This is a genomic window from Streptomyces sp. NPDC094034 (assembly GCF_040303865.1).
In the GTDB taxonomy this organism is placed as follows: domain Bacteria; phylum Actinomycetota; class Actinomycetes; order Streptomycetales; family Streptomycetaceae; genus Streptomyces.
The window spans coordinates 1-15,612 of record NZ_JBEOUD010000018.1; the positions used below are offsets into that span (position 1 = coordinate 1).

Annotated in this window: 10 protein-coding genes; 6 read left to right on the forward strand and 4 right to left on the reverse strand. The window is 69.6% G+C overall.

All coding sequences use genetic code 11. The features are described from left to right. The first annotated feature begins 510 nt into the window (after positions 1–510). Positions 511–2,547 carry a M4 family metallopeptidase gene (locus ABTZ59_RS17800; RefSeq protein ID WP_351398644.1) on the forward strand — a complete coding sequence of 679 codons (2,037 nt, stop codon included), beginning with the start codon at positions 511–513 and terminating at the stop codon, positions 2,545–2,547. 137 nt (positions 2,548–2,684) lie between these two features. On the opposite strand, the gene ABTZ59_RS17805 is transcribed toward ABTZ59_RS17800, so the two are convergent. After that, a complete protein-coding gene (locus tag ABTZ59_RS17805) occupies positions 2,685–3,326 on the reverse strand; it encodes a TetR/AcrR family transcriptional regulator (RefSeq protein ID WP_351398661.1) in 642 nt (213 codons plus the stop codon). A 44-nt stretch (positions 3,327–3,370) separates the two neighbouring features. Between ABTZ59_RS17805 and ABTZ59_RS17810 the strand changes: the two genes are divergently transcribed. From ABTZ59_RS17810 to ABTZ59_RS17820, 3 genes are all read left to right on the forward strand, one after another. Next, on the forward strand, positions 3,371–4,357 hold the full coding sequence (locus ABTZ59_RS17810) for a threonine/serine dehydratase (RefSeq protein ID WP_351398670.1): 987 nt from the start codon (positions 3,371–3,373) through the stop codon (positions 4,355–4,357). A gap of 54 nt (positions 4,358–4,411) precedes the next feature. After that, positions 4,412–4,804, forward strand: a complete 393-nt coding sequence (locus tag ABTZ59_RS17815) for a helix-turn-helix domain-containing protein (protein ID WP_351398686.1) — start codon at positions 4,412–4,414, stop codon at positions 4,802–4,804. A gap of 76 nt (positions 4,805–4,880) precedes the next feature. Then, positions 4,881–5,291, forward strand: coding sequence for a VOC family protein (locus ABTZ59_RS17820; protein ID WP_351398697.1), 411 nt, complete (start codon positions 4,881–4,883; stop codon positions 5,289–5,291). Positions 5,292–5,333: 42 nt separating this feature from the next. Here ABTZ59_RS17820 and ABTZ59_RS17825 read toward each other — a convergent pair whose 3' ends face one another. The 3 genes from ABTZ59_RS17825 to glgP all read right to left on the reverse strand — a co-directional run bounded on the left by ABTZ59_RS17825 (position 5,334) and on the right by glgP (position 11,168). Next, a complete protein-coding gene (locus tag ABTZ59_RS17825; protein WP_351400221.1) occupies positions 5,334–6,752 on the reverse strand; it encodes a DUF2252 domain-containing protein in 1,419 nt (472 codons plus the stop codon). A gap of 280 nt (positions 6,753–7,032) precedes the next feature. Continuing rightward, on the reverse strand, positions 7,033–8,268 hold the full coding sequence (locus ABTZ59_RS17830; protein WP_351398711.1) for an alginate lyase family protein: 1,236 nt from the start codon (positions 8,266–8,268) through the stop codon (positions 7,033–7,035). Positions 8,269–8,585: 317 nt separating this feature from the next. Then, on the reverse strand, positions 8,586–11,168 hold the full coding sequence (gene glgP, locus ABTZ59_RS17835; RefSeq protein ID WP_351398725.1) for an alpha-glucan family phosphorylase: 2,583 nt from the start codon (positions 11,166–11,168) through the stop codon (positions 8,586–8,588). A 568-nt stretch (positions 11,169–11,736) separates the two neighbouring features. On the opposite strand from glgP, the gene ABTZ59_RS17840 reads away from it, so the two are divergent. Together ABTZ59_RS17840 and treS are read left to right on the forward strand one after the other, a co-directional pair. After that, positions 11,737–13,746 (forward strand): alpha-1,4-glucan--maltose-1-phosphate maltosyltransferase, encoded by a 2,010-nt coding sequence (locus ABTZ59_RS17840; protein ID WP_351400227.1) that lies wholly within the window; start codon positions 11,737–11,739, stop codon positions 13,744–13,746. Further along, positions 13,743–15,464, forward strand: coding sequence for a maltose alpha-D-glucosyltransferase (gene treS, locus ABTZ59_RS17845; protein WP_351398744.1), 1,722 nt, complete (start codon positions 13,743–13,745; stop codon positions 15,462–15,464). The genes ABTZ59_RS17840 and treS overlap by 4 nt, the downstream gene beginning before the upstream one ends. The last annotated feature ends 148 nt before the right edge of the window (positions 15,465–15,612 follow it).

Consider the following 15,612-nt stretch of genomic DNA (forward strand, 5'->3'; position numbering starts at 1 on the left):
CTCCGTGCGGTGCAGTCCTAGACAGCTCCACCACACCGGAGGTCTTCGCCATGATCAAGCACCGGCACGTGTCAACAACGCTCGTGATCAATACACCTAGGTCCTGTCCGGCGGCGGGAGGCGCGCCCACGGGCCGCGTCCGCCCCGTACAACCGATGGTACGAAACGAGCCACAATCCGGGGTGATCGCGTCACGGCACATCGGCCCCCCGCACCACACCCCGTTCACAATCCACAACAGCGCGAGCCGCCCGCCGGATCTCCGCACCCTGTCCGGATCCGGTTACCGCGAACCCCCGGAAACACCACCGCAATGATCGACGAAACGTCCGCTTAACGAACAAGGCCCTTCGGGCAGCGAACGAATTCCGGCCAACTTATTGACGCGCTCCTGACAGCCAGCCGTCACGCCTGCCACTCTTCCCCCGTTCTCCGCACCACCTTGCTCCGCGTGCACTGTCCGGACGGCCCACCGAGCTGCCCGGTACCCCCCTCGCAGAAGGAGTTCGCGTGAGACCCACGCTCAGCCGCCGCGCCACCGCGACCGGCGCTCTGATCGCCGCAGCAGCTCTTCTCACCGTCGGTGTCCAGGCCGGCACCGCCAGCGCCCAGCCGGACAGCGCGCCCGCCGCGCCCGCCGCCGGCCAGGCCGACCCCGGAGCGCTGCCGCGCGCCCTCTCCCCCGCCCAGCGCACCGCGCTGATACGCGAGGCCGACGCGTCCAAGGCGGCCACCGCCAAGGAACTCGGCCTCGGCGCACAGGAGAAGCTCGTCGTCCGCGATGTCGTCCAGGACGTCGACGGCACCACGCACACCCGGTACGAGCGCACCTACCAGGGCCTTCCGGTCCTCGGTGGTGACCTCGTCGTCGCGGCGACGAAGGCGGGCACGACCCAGTCCGTCAGCAAGGCGTCCGCGGCCGCGCTGAAGAACGTCGCCACCACGGCCGATGTCGCGCCGGCCGTCGCCGAGAAGCAGGCGCTCGGCGCCGCCGCCGCGGACGGTTCGAAGAAGACCGAGGCCGAGCGCGCGCCGCGCAAGGTGGTCTGGATGGCGCAGGGTTCACCGACGCTCGCTTACGAGACCGTCGTCGGCGGACTCCAGCACGACGGCACCCCGAACGAGCTGCATGTCGTCACCGACGCCGCCACCGGCAAGAAGCTGTACGAGTGGCAGGCCGTCAACAACGGTGTCGGCAACACCCAGTACAGCGGTCAGGTCACCCTTGGCTCCACCCAGTCGGGTACGACGTACAACCTGACGGACGCCGGTCGCGGCAACCACAGGACGTACAACCTGAACCGCGGCACCTCGGGCACCGGCACGCTCTTCTCGAACTCCACCGACACCTGGGGCAACGGCACCCCGTCCAACCTGGAGACCGCGGGCGCCGACGCCGCCTACGGCGCCGGGGAGACCTGGGACTACTTCAAGAACGTGCACGGCCGCAGCGGCATCCGCGGTGACGGCGTCGGCGCGTACTCCCGGGTCCACTACGGCAACAACTACGTCAACGCGTTCTGGCAGGACAGCTGCTTCTGCATGACGTACGGCGACGGATCGGGCAACGCCAAGCCGCTGACCTCCATCGACGTGGCCGCGCACGAGATGTCCCACGGCGTCACCGCCGCCACCGCCGGTCTGATCTACAGCGGCGAGTCCGGCGGTCTGAACGAGGCCACCTCCGACATCTTCGCCGCGGCGGTCGAGTTCTACGCCAACAGCCCGCAGGACCCGGGCGACTACCTGGTCGGCGAGAAGATCGACATCAACGGCAACGGCACCCCGCTGCGCTACATGGACAAGCCGAGCAAGGACGGCGCGTCCAAGGACTACTGGTACTCCGGCATCGGCGGCATCGACGTCCACTACTCCTCGGGCCCGGCGAACCACTGGTTCTACCTGCTCTCCGAGGGCAGCGGCGCCAAGGTCATCAACGGTGTCTCGTACGACTCCCCGACCTCCGACGGTCTGCCGGTGACCGGCATCGGCCGGGCGAAGGCCGAGCAGATCTGGTTCAAGGCGCTCACCACGAAGTTCACCTCGACGACCAACTACGCGGCGGCCCGCACCGGCACGCTCGCGGTCGCCGGTGAGCTGTACGGCACCACCAGCCCCGAGTACACCGCGGTCGCGAACGCCTGGGCGGGTATCGCGGTCGGCACCCGCCCCGGTGGCGGCGGCGGGGGCGGCACGGTCTTCGAGAACACCGCGGCGGTCGCCATCCCGGACAACGGCGCGGCGGTGACCTCGTCGGTCAACGTCACCGGCGTCACGGGCAACGCCCCGACCAACCTCCTGGTCGGCGTGGACATCACGCACACCTGGCGCGGTGACCTGGTCATCGACCTGATCGCGCCGGACGGCACCGCGTACCGGCTGAAGAACTCCAGCGGCAGCGACTCCGCGGACGATGTCGTGGAGACCTTCTCCGTGAACGCCTCCTCCGAGGTGGCCAACGGCACCTGGCAGCTGAAGGTCCAGGATGTCGCGGCGCAGGACACGGGCCGTATCAACAGCTTCAAGCTCACCTTCCCGACGAGCTGAGCCGCGGGACCCTACGATCGGCGGACCGCCCGGGGTGTGACGACACCCCGGGCGGTTCCATGTCCGCGCCGAGGACCGCCGTCGGGCAGGTGGCACGGCCGTGGTCGGCCATCGCGGGGACGAGAAGGGGGAGCTGGTCAGGCCCCCGGGTCGGCGGCGCGGACGAGCTGGCGCAGCGCGCCGTAGAAGACCTCGTGGTCCACGACGGCGGGCAGGATGGCGGCGAGATGCCCGGTCAGCACGGGGAACTCCGCCGGGTCCAGCGCCGCCAGCGCGCTCCGGGTCACCGCCAGCGAGGACTTCGGGTCACGGTGATCGACGAAGGTCGCGCTGCCGAGGGTGAGCAGATACATCCGGCGGTACGCGACGATCGCCTCCCCGGGGGTCATGCCCGCCCGGATGCTGTCGGCGAGCTGCGGCTCCACCAGCCGCCCCAGCAGCTGCGGCCCGAGCCACGGCCGGCCGCCGCGCAGGGCGAGCAGCCCCGGATGAGCGGTCAGCGATTCGTAGAGCCGGCGGAAGCGGACCTCGGTGGCATGGGCCCAGTCGGTGCCGGGCGGGATGTCCGGCAGATCGGCCGCGAGGTGGTCGGCGCAAAGGTCGAGCAGCCCGGCGAAATCCGTGCAGCGGCGCTGGACGGTGGCGTGGGCGACACCGAGGCGGGCGGCCAGCGTACGGAAGCTGAGGGATCCGGGCCCCTCCTCGTCGACCAGCGCGAGAGCCGTCGCGGCGATGCGGCCGGGGGTGGCGGAGTCGAGGGAAGCGGATTGCCGAGGCATGCGAGCCAGCGTACGGTACACCGTATCGAAACGAGGAGCAGCCGGTGCGAGATCTCAGCTACGACGACATCAAACAGGCCACCGACCGCATCGCGGGACTCGTACGCCCCGTGGCGGTGGCGCCCGCCGACTCCGGCGCCGCCCAGCTCTGGCTGGCCCTGGAACACCTTCAGCACACCGGCAGCTTCAAGGCCAGGGGCGCCCAGAACTTCCTGCGCGCCCATCGCGAGGAGGGCACCCTCCCCGACGCGGGCGTGACCATCGCGTCGGGCGGCAACGCCGGACTCGCCTGCGCGTGGGCCGCCCGCCGGCAGAACGTGACCGCCACGGTGTTCCTCCCGCAGACCGCGCCGCCGGTGAAGGTCGCGCGGCTGCGCTCGTACGGCGCCGACGTACGGCTGACCGGTGCGTCGTACGCCGAGGCGCTGGCCGCGTGCCAGGACTTCGCCGCGACAAGCGGAGCGCTCGCCTCGCACGCGTACGACAACCCGCTGATCGCCGCGGGCGCGGGCACCCTGCTGGAGGAGATCCACCAGCGGATCCCGGATCTGGACACGGTCGTGGTCTCGGTGGGCGGCGGCGGGCTCTTCACCGGGGTGGCCACCGCCGCACGGCACCACGGCATCCGGACGGTGGCGGTCGAGCCGGAGAACTGCCGCGCCCTGAACGCCGCGCTCGAAGCCGGCCGGGTGGTCGACGTCCCGGTCGACTCCGTGGCCGCCGACTCCCTCGGCGCCTCCCGCGCCTCGACGCTCGCCCTGCGCGCCGCCGGCCACGACGATGTGCGCTCCGTCCTGGTCCCGGACCCGGAGATCACCCGCGCCCGCCGCATGCTGTGGACGGACCACCGCCTCGCGGTCGAACACGCCGCGGCGACGGCTCTCGCCGCGCTGACCGTGGGGCGCGAGGGGTATGGCTACCGCCCCGAGAAGGGCGAGCGGATCTGCGTGGTGCTGTGCGGGGCGAACACGGATGTGGGGTCGCTGGCGGGAGCGGATGAGCCGGCGGGCTCGGGTGAAGGGGACAGCTGAGTGCGGGGGTGACCGGCCGGTGGGGCCGGTGGGCGACCGTGGTGTGATGGGGCTGTGAGCCACGCCGCCGAGGAGTCCAACCGCCGCATGCTGCGGGCACGGGACGCGATGGACCGCGCCTACGCGCAGCCACTCGATGTCCCGGCCCTGGCCCGGATCGCCCATGTCTCGGCGGCACACTTCACCCGCACCTTCCGGGCCACGTTCGGCGAGACGCCGCACCGCTATCTACAGCGCCGCCGTGTCGAGCGCGCGATGTACCTGCTGAGGGAGACCGACCGCAGTGTGACGGACATCTGCTTCCAGGTCGGCTTCGGCAGTCCGGGAACCTTCAGCCGCACGTTCCGCGACATCGTCGGCCGGTCGCCGAGGGCATACCGCAAGGAGGCGACGGCCACGAACGTACCGACGTGCTTCACGAGGGCGTGGACGCGGCCGAGCGACTGACCACCCGCGCCGCGTGTTCACCGGCTGAGCAGTTTTGGATAAGTTTTCGTCGATGTGGCTCGGTAGCGTGATGCACATGTTCAACGCGATCACGCACTCACAGATTTACGTACTCGACCAGGACGAGGCTCTCGACTTCTACGTCGGCAAGCTCGGCCTGGAAGTCAACGCCGATGTCGACCTGGGCTTCATGCGCTGGCTGACCGTGAACGTCCCGGGCCACCCGGACCGTCAGATCCTGCTGGAGAGGCCGGGCCCGCCGGCGATGTCCGAGGAGACGGCGGAACAGGTGCGCGAGCTGGTGACCAAGGGCGCGACGGGCGGCTCGCTCATCTTCAGCACGGACAACTGCCGCACGACGTACGAGACGCTACTGGCCCGGGGCGTCGAGTTCACCGACGAGCCCACCGAACGCCCGTACGGAATCGACTGCGGCCTCCGTGACCCGTTCGGCAACAACATCCGCTTCACCGAGCCGAAGGGCTGACGTTCGCCCAGCCGAAGGGCTGACGCCGACCGCCCACCACCCTCACCCCGCCCGCGCCCTCACCCTCCCCTTCCGCACCGCGTCCACCAGCGCCTGGTGATCGCGTTCGTTCTGGTCCGCGTAGCTCTCGGCGAACTCCGTCAGCGCGGCATCGAACGCCTCCCCCGCCCCCAGATACGCGGCGATGGCGATGCGGTCACCCGACCGGGCGTGGGCGCGGGCCAGGGTTTCTCCGCAGAGTTCGCCGAATACCCGCATCCCCCTCGGCACCATGATCTGCGGCACCATGATGCCCTTCCAGTCACGCAACTGGCGTACATAGAAGTCCCGTCGACGGCCGTCGATCCCCTTCACCCGGTCCCAGCCCAGGAAGACATCGCCGACGGCCTGCATGAGCCGCTGTCCCGCGACCACGCGCTGTCCCTGGTTGTCGTACGCGCTCTCGCCGACATGCGCGGCGAGCACCGAGTGGTCGGCCTCCTTGGCCTGGAGGATCAGGGGGTCCTCGTCGTCCTTGCCCAGCAGCAGCAGAATCCAGCAGCGGGTTCCGACGCTGCCCACCCCGACGACCTTGCGTGCGATGTCGGCCACCCGGTACTGCCGGAGCAGATGCGCCCGCTCCGTGGACAGGCTCCGACCGTACCGTTCGACGAGCGCGTGGAGTTCACGGGAGATCCGGTCCCGCTCGCTCCCCACCGACATGTCGTCGATCGGCACGACCAACGGCGGGTCGGCCACGAACCGGCGTTCACCGTCGCGGAGTCGGGTCAGTTTCGCGAATGCCTGAAGGCTGTCCTTGGTACGCGCCTTCGCCATGACCTGCGACACCCGCCCCCGGCCTCGCGCGCTCAGCCGCCGGTCCATGACCTTCTGGAGCTGCGCGGTGTCGGCGCTGTCGTACCACACCTCAAGATTTCCCATGCCCGCGTAGAGCCGCATCCGCTCGCGGTACGACCGTACGGCGGCCCGGACGATCCCCGCCCGCTGCTTCGCCGAGTAGCCGTTCTCGCGTCCCGCGATCACCAGGCTCGCGGCCAGCCGTTTGACATCCCATTCCCAGGGGCCGGGCAGGGTCTCGTCGAAGTCGTTGATGTCGAACACCAAGCGCCGCTCGGGAGAGCCGAGCAGCCGGAAGTTCAGCAGATGCGCGTCCCCGCACAGCTGAGTCCTGATGCCGGAGACCGGAGTGGAGGCCAGATCACCGGCCATGATCGCGGCAGCGCCCCGGTAGAAGCGGAACGGCGACTCCGTCATACGTCCGTACCGGATCGGGACGAGGTCGGGCACGCGCACGGCCGACTGCTCCTCGATCACATCCACCGGGTCCGGCCGTCCCTTGGCCGGGGTGTACTCGGCGTGGCTGGACCTGGGAGTTCTCTTGCGGGCTGCCCTGCCCCTGTCCGCCCGTTCCCGTGGTGACAGGGGCCGCCCGTCACCGGAGATTCCGCCGCCCTTGATCATGGCGTGCACTTCCGTCCGAGAGTGCGGTGGCGCGGAAGGGATGGGGCACCGACGGTCCCGCCCCGCCTTCCCCTACGCCTACGAAGCCAATTATCCGTGGCCCTCAGCGGCCCGCATCCCGGCACCGTTCACCCGGTCCCTCACCCGTCCGCCTCATCGGGGCCCACGGATCCCCAGGGCGCGCGCCCGCCGCCGCGTCGAGGAGGGCGCGCGCCCGCCGGCGCACGCCCTCCTCGCCCAGGATTCGGCTGCGGCTAGGTCCTGTCCGACCGGACAGGACCTAGTTCGGGTTACTGGCGTTCGTCAGTGTCTCCCAGGCCACGAACAGGTTGTTCGTCCCCGCCGGCCGCTGCTGCTCCGTGAGCCGCTGGGTGTTGGTCATCGCGTAGCCCAGCCGCGTGTTGAGCGCGTTGAAGCCCACCTCGGTGATCGGTCCGAGGCCGCGCTGCACACTGCCGCCGCAGAGCGAGGACGGTACGGGCTCGGCCTGGATCTCGTACTTCGCCTGGAAGCCGAGCGCCTGCCGCAGCCGCTCGCCGACCTGCGGGAACAGGTCCTGGCCCTGGAGGCGCGCGGTCTCGTAGACATGGCCGACGGACGAGATGCCGTAGCCGGTGTGCACGAAGTCGCGGCAGGTCTCCTGGGTCAGCCCGGTCATGAAGGTTCCCTGGCCCTGCCAGTAACTGACGATCTTGTCGCGGGTGTTGAGGTTCTGGCTCGGGACGGTCTTGGGCAGCGCGCCGTCCGAGGCGAGATAGATGTAGGCGGGCACGCGGACGAGGTACTTGCCGATCGCCCTGTCGTAGCTGGCGCCGTCATCGAGGAAGACGGAGATGCTGACCGCCGCCTCCATCATCGTCAGCTCCCAGTTGCCGTTGGAGTTGGAGCCGTTGATGATCTCGGGCAGATAGACATTGCGCAGCATCGTGCTGAACCGTCCGGCGTTCGGCCAGTTCCCGTACACATGCTTGATGATCTCGGCGGCCTTGGGCCACGAGGATCCGGCCCATCCGGTCTGGAGCGGGGCGTTGCTGTTGGTGTGGTCCTGGATGGAGTTGGACCAGGCGTCCATGAGCTGGATCGCCTTCTGCGCGTAGCGGTCGTCGCGGGTGATGTACCAGGCGAGGGCGTCGGTGTACGCGGCGATCGCGTCCTCGCGCTCGTCGGTACAGCCGTTGTTGGGGTTGGAGTACGAGCCGCACTCGACGATCGCGCGCGGCTTGGGCGCCCGCGTGAGACTGGCGTACTTGCTGGCCATCATCTGGTCGTAGGCGCTCTTCCAGGGCTGCGCCCCGGCCTGCACCTTGGCGCGGATGAAGTCGAGTTGGGCGGTGTTGAGGTTCACCCCGGGGTGGGTGAAGGCGGCCGGCGCGGCGGCGACCGCGGCGGTGGCGGGCTTGGCCGGTGCGGCGTCCGGCGCCTTCTCGGCCGAGGCGGGTGTCATGAAGGCGGCGGCGAGCACGCCGGCGAGAGCTGTGGCGAGTCCGAGGACTCGGGGGATGGATCCGGGGCGCATGTGGGGGTGCCTTCCGGTCGCTGGACGTCCTCAACTCGATTCACCCACATGAATGCGGGATTGAGTTGTGAACCGGTTGTTGAGTGAGGAACGTAGAACCATCCCATGGACACGTCAAGGTCTGGACCATTGGGCAACGCAGGGCGGTTGGGCCGCACAAGACGGTTGGCCATCGGGAGGGGCCGGACATCCGAAGATGTCCGGCCCCTCGTGACTCGGCGTGATCCGGCGTGATCCGGCGTGACCGGTGCGGCCGACGGGATCCGGCGTGACTCGCTGCGGCCGACGGGATCCGGCGTGATCGGCGAGACCAGCCCTCACCTCAGCAGCACACCCGCGCCCTCCCCCGTCGCCTCCGTCGGCAGCGCGACCAGCCCCAGATCCGCGCTGGTGGCGAGCAGCGGATGGGCCGGCAGCACCCGGACCGTATATCCGTACGGGCCCGTACGGTCCAGGGCGAGCGGGCCCTCGTACACCCAGCGGCCCTCCAGATCGGGTCCGCCGGCCGGCTTGAGCGGGAAGGTCTGGGCGTCCACGATCGTGTCGTCGGAGCCCACCCGCCCGGCGACCGCCTGCACCTCCACATCCTCCGGGCGCAGTTCACCGAGGCCGACGCTCACCCGTAGCGAGAGCGTCGCGCCCAGCTCGGCGCCGCCGCCCGCGCCGCCCCCGACGCCGGTCGCCGCGACCGTCTCGACATGGTCGACCGACACGTACGGCCAGAGTGTGCGTGTGCGGTACTTCCAGGACGCCAGCTCCGAGGCGGTCTCGGCGTCCAGCGCGCGATGGGCGACGGCCGCCGGGGCGTACAGCCGCTCCACGTACTCGCGCACCATCCGTCCCGCGAGCACCTTCGGCCCGAGCGACACCAGCGTGCGCCGGACCATCTCGATCCAGCGGTCCGGCAGTCCGTTTCCGCCGCGGTCGTAGAAGCGGGGCGCGACGCGGTCCTCGATCAGTTCGTAGAGCGCGTTCGCCTCCAGTTCGTCCCGGCGGTTCTCGTCGGCGGACGAGCCGTCGGCGGTGGGGATGGCCCAGCCGAAGTCCGGCTCGAACCACTCGTCCCACCAGCCGTCCAGGACGGACAGGTTGAGACAGCCGTTGAGCGCGGCCTTCATTCCGCTGGTGCCGCACGCCTCCAGGGGCCGCAGCGGGTTGTTCAGCCAGACGTCGCAGCCGGGGTAGAGCTTCTGGGCCATGCCCATCCCGTAGTCGGGCAGGAAGACGATGCGGTGCCGCACCCTCGGATCGTCGGCGAACCGCACGAGCTCCCGCACCAGCCGCTTGCCGCCGTCGTCCGCCGGATGGGCCTTGCCCGCGACGACGATCTGGATCGGCCGCTCGGGGTGCAGCAGCAGCTCGGTCAGCCGCTCGGGGTCCCGCAGCATGAGCGTGAGGCGCTTGTACGAGGGGACCCGGCGGGCGAAGCCGATGGTGAGGATGTCCGGATCGAGGACGCCGTCGATCCAGCCCAGCTCGGCGGCCTCGGCGCCGCGCTGGCGCCAGGAGGCGTGCAGGCGCGCGCGCACCTCGGTCACCAACTGCTCGCGCAGGGCGCGCCGTACGGCCCAGACGTCGGCGTCGGGGACGCCCTCGGCGTCGCCGAGGCGGGCCATCTCGGGGGCCACCCAGGTCGGTGCGTGCACCCCGTTGGTCACGGAGGTGATGGGCACCTCCGAGGGGTCGAAGCCGGGCCACAGCCCGGCGAACATCCGGCGGCTGACGGCGCCGTGCAGGGTGGATACGCCATTGGCGCGCTGGGCGAGCCGCAGGCCCATCGCGGCCATGTTGAAGAGGTTCGGCTCGCCGCCCGGGTACGTCTCCATGCCGAGCCCGAGGACGCGCTCGGCGGGCACACCGGGCAGCTCGCCGTCGTCCCCGAAGTGGCGGGCCACCAGTTCGCGGTCGAAGCGGTCGATCCCGGCGGGCACCGGGGTGTGGGTGGTGAAGACCGTACCGGCCCGGACGGCTTCCAGGGACGCCTCGAAGCCGAGACCGCCCGCCATCAGCTCGCGGATGCGCTCCAGGCCGAGGAATCCGGCATGGCCCTCGTTGGTGTGGAACACCTCGGGCTCGGGGTGGCCGGTGAGCCGGCAGTACGTACGGACCGCCCGGACCCCGCCGATGCCGAGCAGCATCTCCTGGAGGAGGCGGTGTTCGCTGCCGCCGCCGTACAGCCGGTCGGTGACCTCGCGTTCGCCCGGACCGTTCTCCTCGACGTCCGAGTCGAGCATCAGCAGCGGGACCCGCCCGACCTGCGCCTGCCAGACGCAGGCGCGCAGCGAGCGGTCGCCCGGCAGGGTGAGGACGATCTGGGCGGGGGTGCCGTCCGGCTCGCGCAGCAGTGTCACCGGGAGTTCGTCGGGATCGAGGAGCGGATACTGCTCCTGCTGCCAGCCGTCCCGGGAGAGCGACTGGCGGAAGTAGCCGTGCCGGTAGAGCAGCCCGACGCCGATCAGCGGTACGCCGAGATCGCTGGCGGCCTTGAGATGGTCACCGGCGAGGATGCCGAGGCCGCCGGAGTACTGCGGCAGGGCGGCGGTGACCCCGAACTCCGGCGAGAAATAGCCGATGGCGGCGGGCAGCTCGGCGCCCTCCTCGTCGCGTTCCTGGTACCAGCGCTCGCCGCGCAGATAGGTGTCGAGACCGGCCGCCGCGGCGGCCAGCCGGTCGAGGAAGGGACGGTCCCCGGCCAGCTCGGCGAGGCGCGCGGCGGACACCGCTCCGAGCAGCCGTACGGGGTCGCGGCCGGTGGCCCGCCAGCCGGCGGGGTCGATGGATTCGAAGAGTTCACGGGTCTCGGTATGCCAGGACCAGCGCAGATTGCGGGCGAGGTCGCTGAGCGGTTGGAGTGGTTCGGGCAGGACGGGGCGGACGGTGAACCGACGGATTGCCTTCACGTGTTCCACCTTCGCAGGGGACATACGAGCCACAGGGGACGCACCACGTTGTGCGACCCGCCGTCTCTTTGACGGTAGCCCCACCTCACCCTCCGCAACCACGGCGCACACGCGCACTCACCCGGGGGTGTCCGCGCCCTGCTCCCCAATTCATGGCCCGAACCTTGCCGTTAGTGACCGTGCGCTCCCACTGTTCCTGTACGCCGCAGTAGTTAACAATCCGCCGGATTGCCCACCCGAAAAGAGTGGGAAGGCTCCCCCGGTACACCCGGCACGTACGCATGTTCATCGCACCGCACACGAGCGCGTCCCTACACAATTGAGGACGAATCCAGCGCTATTCGAGTGAACGCGGACAGGAGCGGCCATGCCCGCAGCCTCCCAGTCGTCTACCGAGCAGCTACAAAGAACATCAAAACCTCGCAAAAACAGCAGATCTTCGGAGGGCAGCAGTTCCTCCGATCCCGCACCACCCGACGCGTCCGCACCGCCCGGTCGGTCCGATCGGTCAGCTCCACCCGCCCTGCCTGTCACGCCCGCACAGCCCTCAGGTGATCCAGTGAAACCGCTGATTGGTCGCATTCCCGTCCTGGACGTACGCCCGCTCGTCGACTGCGGCAGACGCCCCGCGAAGGCGGTGAGCGGTGAGTCCTTCCTGGTCACCGCGACCGTCTTCCGGGAGGGTCATGACGCCGTCGCGGCCAATGTCGTCCTCATGGACCCCAGTGGCCGCCCCGGCCCCTGGACCCCGATGCGTGAACTCGCCCCCGGCACCGACCGCTGGGGCGCGGAGGTCACCCCCACCGAGGAAGGCCGCTGGACCTACACCGTCGAGGCGTGGAGCGACCCGGTCGCCACCTGGCGCCACGCCGCCCGCATCAAGATCCCGGCGGCCGCCGACGACCACGACATCGACCACGACATCGCCCTCGTCCTCGCGGAGGGCGCCGCGCTGTACGAGCGGGCCGCCGACGGCGTACCGAAACGCGACGGCCGGGAGGCCGTGCTCGCCGCCGCGGACACCCTGCGCGACGAGACGCTGCCCGCGCGGGCCCGGCTCGACGCCGCGCTCGCCCCCGAGGTCGACGCCGCCCTCTCCCGCCATCCGCTGCGCGATCTGATCAGCTCCTCGCGCCCCGCTCCCCTGCTGGTGGAGCGCGTGCGGGCACTCTTCGGCTCCTGGTACGAGCTGTTCCCGCGCTCGGAGGGCGCGGTCGTCAAGAAGGACGAGCCGCCGGTGAGCGGCACGTTCAGGACGGCCGCCGAACGGCTGCCCGCCGTCGCCGCGATGGGCTTCGACGTCGTGTATCTCCCGCCGGTCCACCCCATCGGCACCACGCACCGCAAGGGCCCCAACAACACTCTCACCCCCGCCGCCGGGGATGTCGGTGTGCCCTGGGCGATCGGCTCGGCCGACGGCGGCCATGACGCGATCCACCCCGATCTCGGCACGATCGAGGACTTCGACCACTTCGTGGAGACGGCCCGCACCCTGCGCATGGAGGTCGCGCTCGACTTCGCGCTCCAGTGCTCCCCCGACCACCCCTGGGTCACGAAGCACCCCGAGTGGTTCCACCACCGCGCGGACGGCTCCATCGCGTACGCGGAGAACCCGCCGAAGAAGTACCAGGACATCTATCCGATCGCCTTCGACAGCGATCTGCGCGGTCTGGTCCGGGAGAGCTGCCGGATCCTGCGCTACTGGATGGCCCACGGCGTACGGATCTTCCGCGTCGACAATCCGCACACGAAGCCGGTGCTCTTCTGGGAGAAGGTCATCGCGAACATCAACCGCACCGACCCCGATGTCATCTTCCTGGCCGAGGCGTTCACCCGGCCCGCGATGATGCACACGCTCGGCGCGATCGGCTTCCAGCAGTCGTACACGTACTTCACCTGGCGCAACACGAAGCAGGAGCTGACCGACTATCTGACGGAGCTGTCGGGTGAGGCGGCCGCGTACATGCGGCCGAATCTCTTCGTCAACACGCCCGACATCCTGCACGCCTATCTTCAGGAGGGCGGCCGGCCGGCCTTCGAGGTACGGGCGGTACTGGCCGCCACGTCGGCACCCACCTGGGGTGTCTACGCGGGCTACGAACTCTGTGAGAACACCCCCGCGAAGCCCGGCAGCGAGGAGTACCTCGACTCCGAGAAATACCAGCTGCGGCCCCGGGACTGGGAAGCGGCCGAGCGCGAGGGCCGCACGATCGCCCCGCTGATCACCACGCTCAACCGGATCAGACGGCGCCACCCCGCGCTGCGACAGCTGCGCGACATCCACTTCCATCACGCCGACAACGACGCGGTCATCGCGTACAGCAAGCGGTCGGGTACGAACATCATTCTGGTGGTTGTCAACCTCGACCCGCACCACACCCAGGAGGCGACGGTCTCGTTGGACATGGAGCGGCTCGGCCTCGACCGGCACGAGACCGTCCCGGTGCGCGACGAGCTCACCGGCGAGACCTATCACTGGGGCAGTGCCACCTACGTGCGCCTAGAGCCGGGCGTCACGCCCGCGCACGTCGTGGTTCTGCGACCGTCCCCGCCGATCGGAGGGTCACCCACATCATGATCGTCAATGAGCCCGTCCACGACACGTTCGAGGACACCCCGGCCAAGGACCGCGATCCCGACTGGTTCAAGCGTGCTGTCTTCTACGAGGTCCTGGTGCGCTCGTTCCAGGACAGCAACGGCGACGGCATCGGCGACCTCAAGGGCATCACGGCCAAGCTGGACTATCTCCAGTGGCTCGGAGTGGACTGCCTCTGGCTGCCGCCGTTCTTCAAGTCACCGCTGCGCGACGGCGGCTACGACGTCTCGGACTACACGGCGGTGCTCCCCGAATTCGGGGACCTCGCCGACTTCGTGGAGTTCGTCGACGCCGCGCACCAGCGCGGCATGCGCGTGATCATCGACTTCGTCATGAACCACACGAGTGATCAGCACGACTGGTTCCAGGAGTCCCGCAAGGACCCCGACGGGCCGTACGGCGACTACTACGTCTGGGCCGACGACGACAAGCAGTACCAGGACGCCCGGATCATCTTCGTCGACACGGAGACGTCCAACTGGACCTTCGACCCGGTGCGCAAGCAGTACTACTGGCACCGCTTCTTCTCCCACCAGCCGGATCTCAACTACGAGAACCCGGCGGTGCAGGAGGAGATCATCTCCGCGCTGCGCTTCTGGCTGGACCTGGGCATCGACGGCTTCCGGCTGGACGCCGTGCCGTATCTGTACCAGCAGGAGAACACCAACTGCGAGAACCTCCCGGCCACCCACGAGTTCCTCAAGCGGGTACGGAAGGAGATCGACGCCAACTATCCGGACACGGTGATCCTCGCCGAGGCGAACCAGTGGCCGGAGGATGTCGTCGACTACTTCGGCGACTACGGGGCGGGCGGCGACGAATGCCATATGGCGTTCCACTTCCCGGTGATGCCGCGGATCTTCATGGCCGTACGGCGCGAGTCCCGCTACCCGGTCTCGGAAATCCTGGCGAAGACCCCGGCGATCCCGACCGGCTGCCAGTGGGGCATCTTCCTGCGCAACCACGACGAGCTGACGCTCGAAATGGTCACGGACGAAGAGCGCGACTACATGTACGCGGAGTACGCCAAGGATCCGCGGATGCGGGCCAACATCGGCATCCGGCGCCGGCTCGCCCCGCTGCTGGACAACGACCGCAACCAGATCGAGCTGTTCACCGCCCTGCTGCTGTCGCTGCCCGGATCCCCGATCCTCTACTACGGGGACGAGATCGGGATGGGCGACAACATCTGGCTGGGCGACCGGGACGGCGTACGGACGCCGATGCAGTGGACGCCCGACCGGAACGCGGGGTTCTCGTCCAGCGACCCCGGCCGGCTCTATCTGCCGACGATCATGGACCCGGTCTATGGCTACCAGGTCACCAATGTGGAGGCGGCGATGGCGTCGCCGTCCTCGCTGCTGCACTGGACGCGGCGGATGATCGAGATCCGCAAGCAGAACCCGGCCTTCGGCCTCGGCTCGTACAGGGAGCTGCCGTCGTCGAACCCGGCCGTGCTCGCCTTCCTCCGTGAGGCGCCCTCCGAACAGGGGGAGGGCGACGATCTGGTGTTGTGTGTGCACAACTTCTCCCGCTTCGCGCAGCCCACGGAGCTGGATCTGAAGGAGTTCAGCGGGCGCTGTCCGGTCGAGCTGATCGGCGGTGTGCGGTTCCCCGCGATCGGTGAGTGGCCCTATCTGCTCACCCTGGCCGGCCACGGCTTCTACTGGTTCCGGCTGCGCAAGGATCCCGCGGCCTGACAGCGCCGCTCGACACCCCTCAACACCGCTCACTCGTTCACGCGGTGTTGCCCGTGCTCCCGTGCCGGGCGGTTTCCACCGCCTCGCACGGGGCACGCTCCTCCACATCCAGTTCGATCGATTCGATCAAATTCGTATCGAGTTCGTA

Coding starts and splice junctions, on each gene's coding strand:
- ABTZ59_RS17805 (WP_351398661.1), bottom strand. CDS start 3,326: ATGCCTCGGCAATCCGCTTCCCTCGACTCCGCCACCCCCGGCCGCATC.
- ABTZ59_RS17820 (WP_351398697.1), top strand. CDS start 4,881: ATGTTCAACGCGATCACGCACTCACAGATTTACGTACTCGACCAGGAC.
- ABTZ59_RS17825 (WP_351400221.1), bottom strand. CDS start 6,752: ATGATCAAGGGCGGCGGAATCTCCGGTGACGGGCGGCCCCTGTCACCA.
- ABTZ59_RS17830 (WP_351398711.1), bottom strand. CDS start 8,268: ATGCGCCCCGGATCCATCCCCCGAGTCCTCGGACTCGCCACAGCTCTC.
- treS (WP_351398744.1), top strand. CDS start 13,743: ATGATCGTCAATGAGCCCGTCCACGACACGTTCGAGGACACCCCGGCC.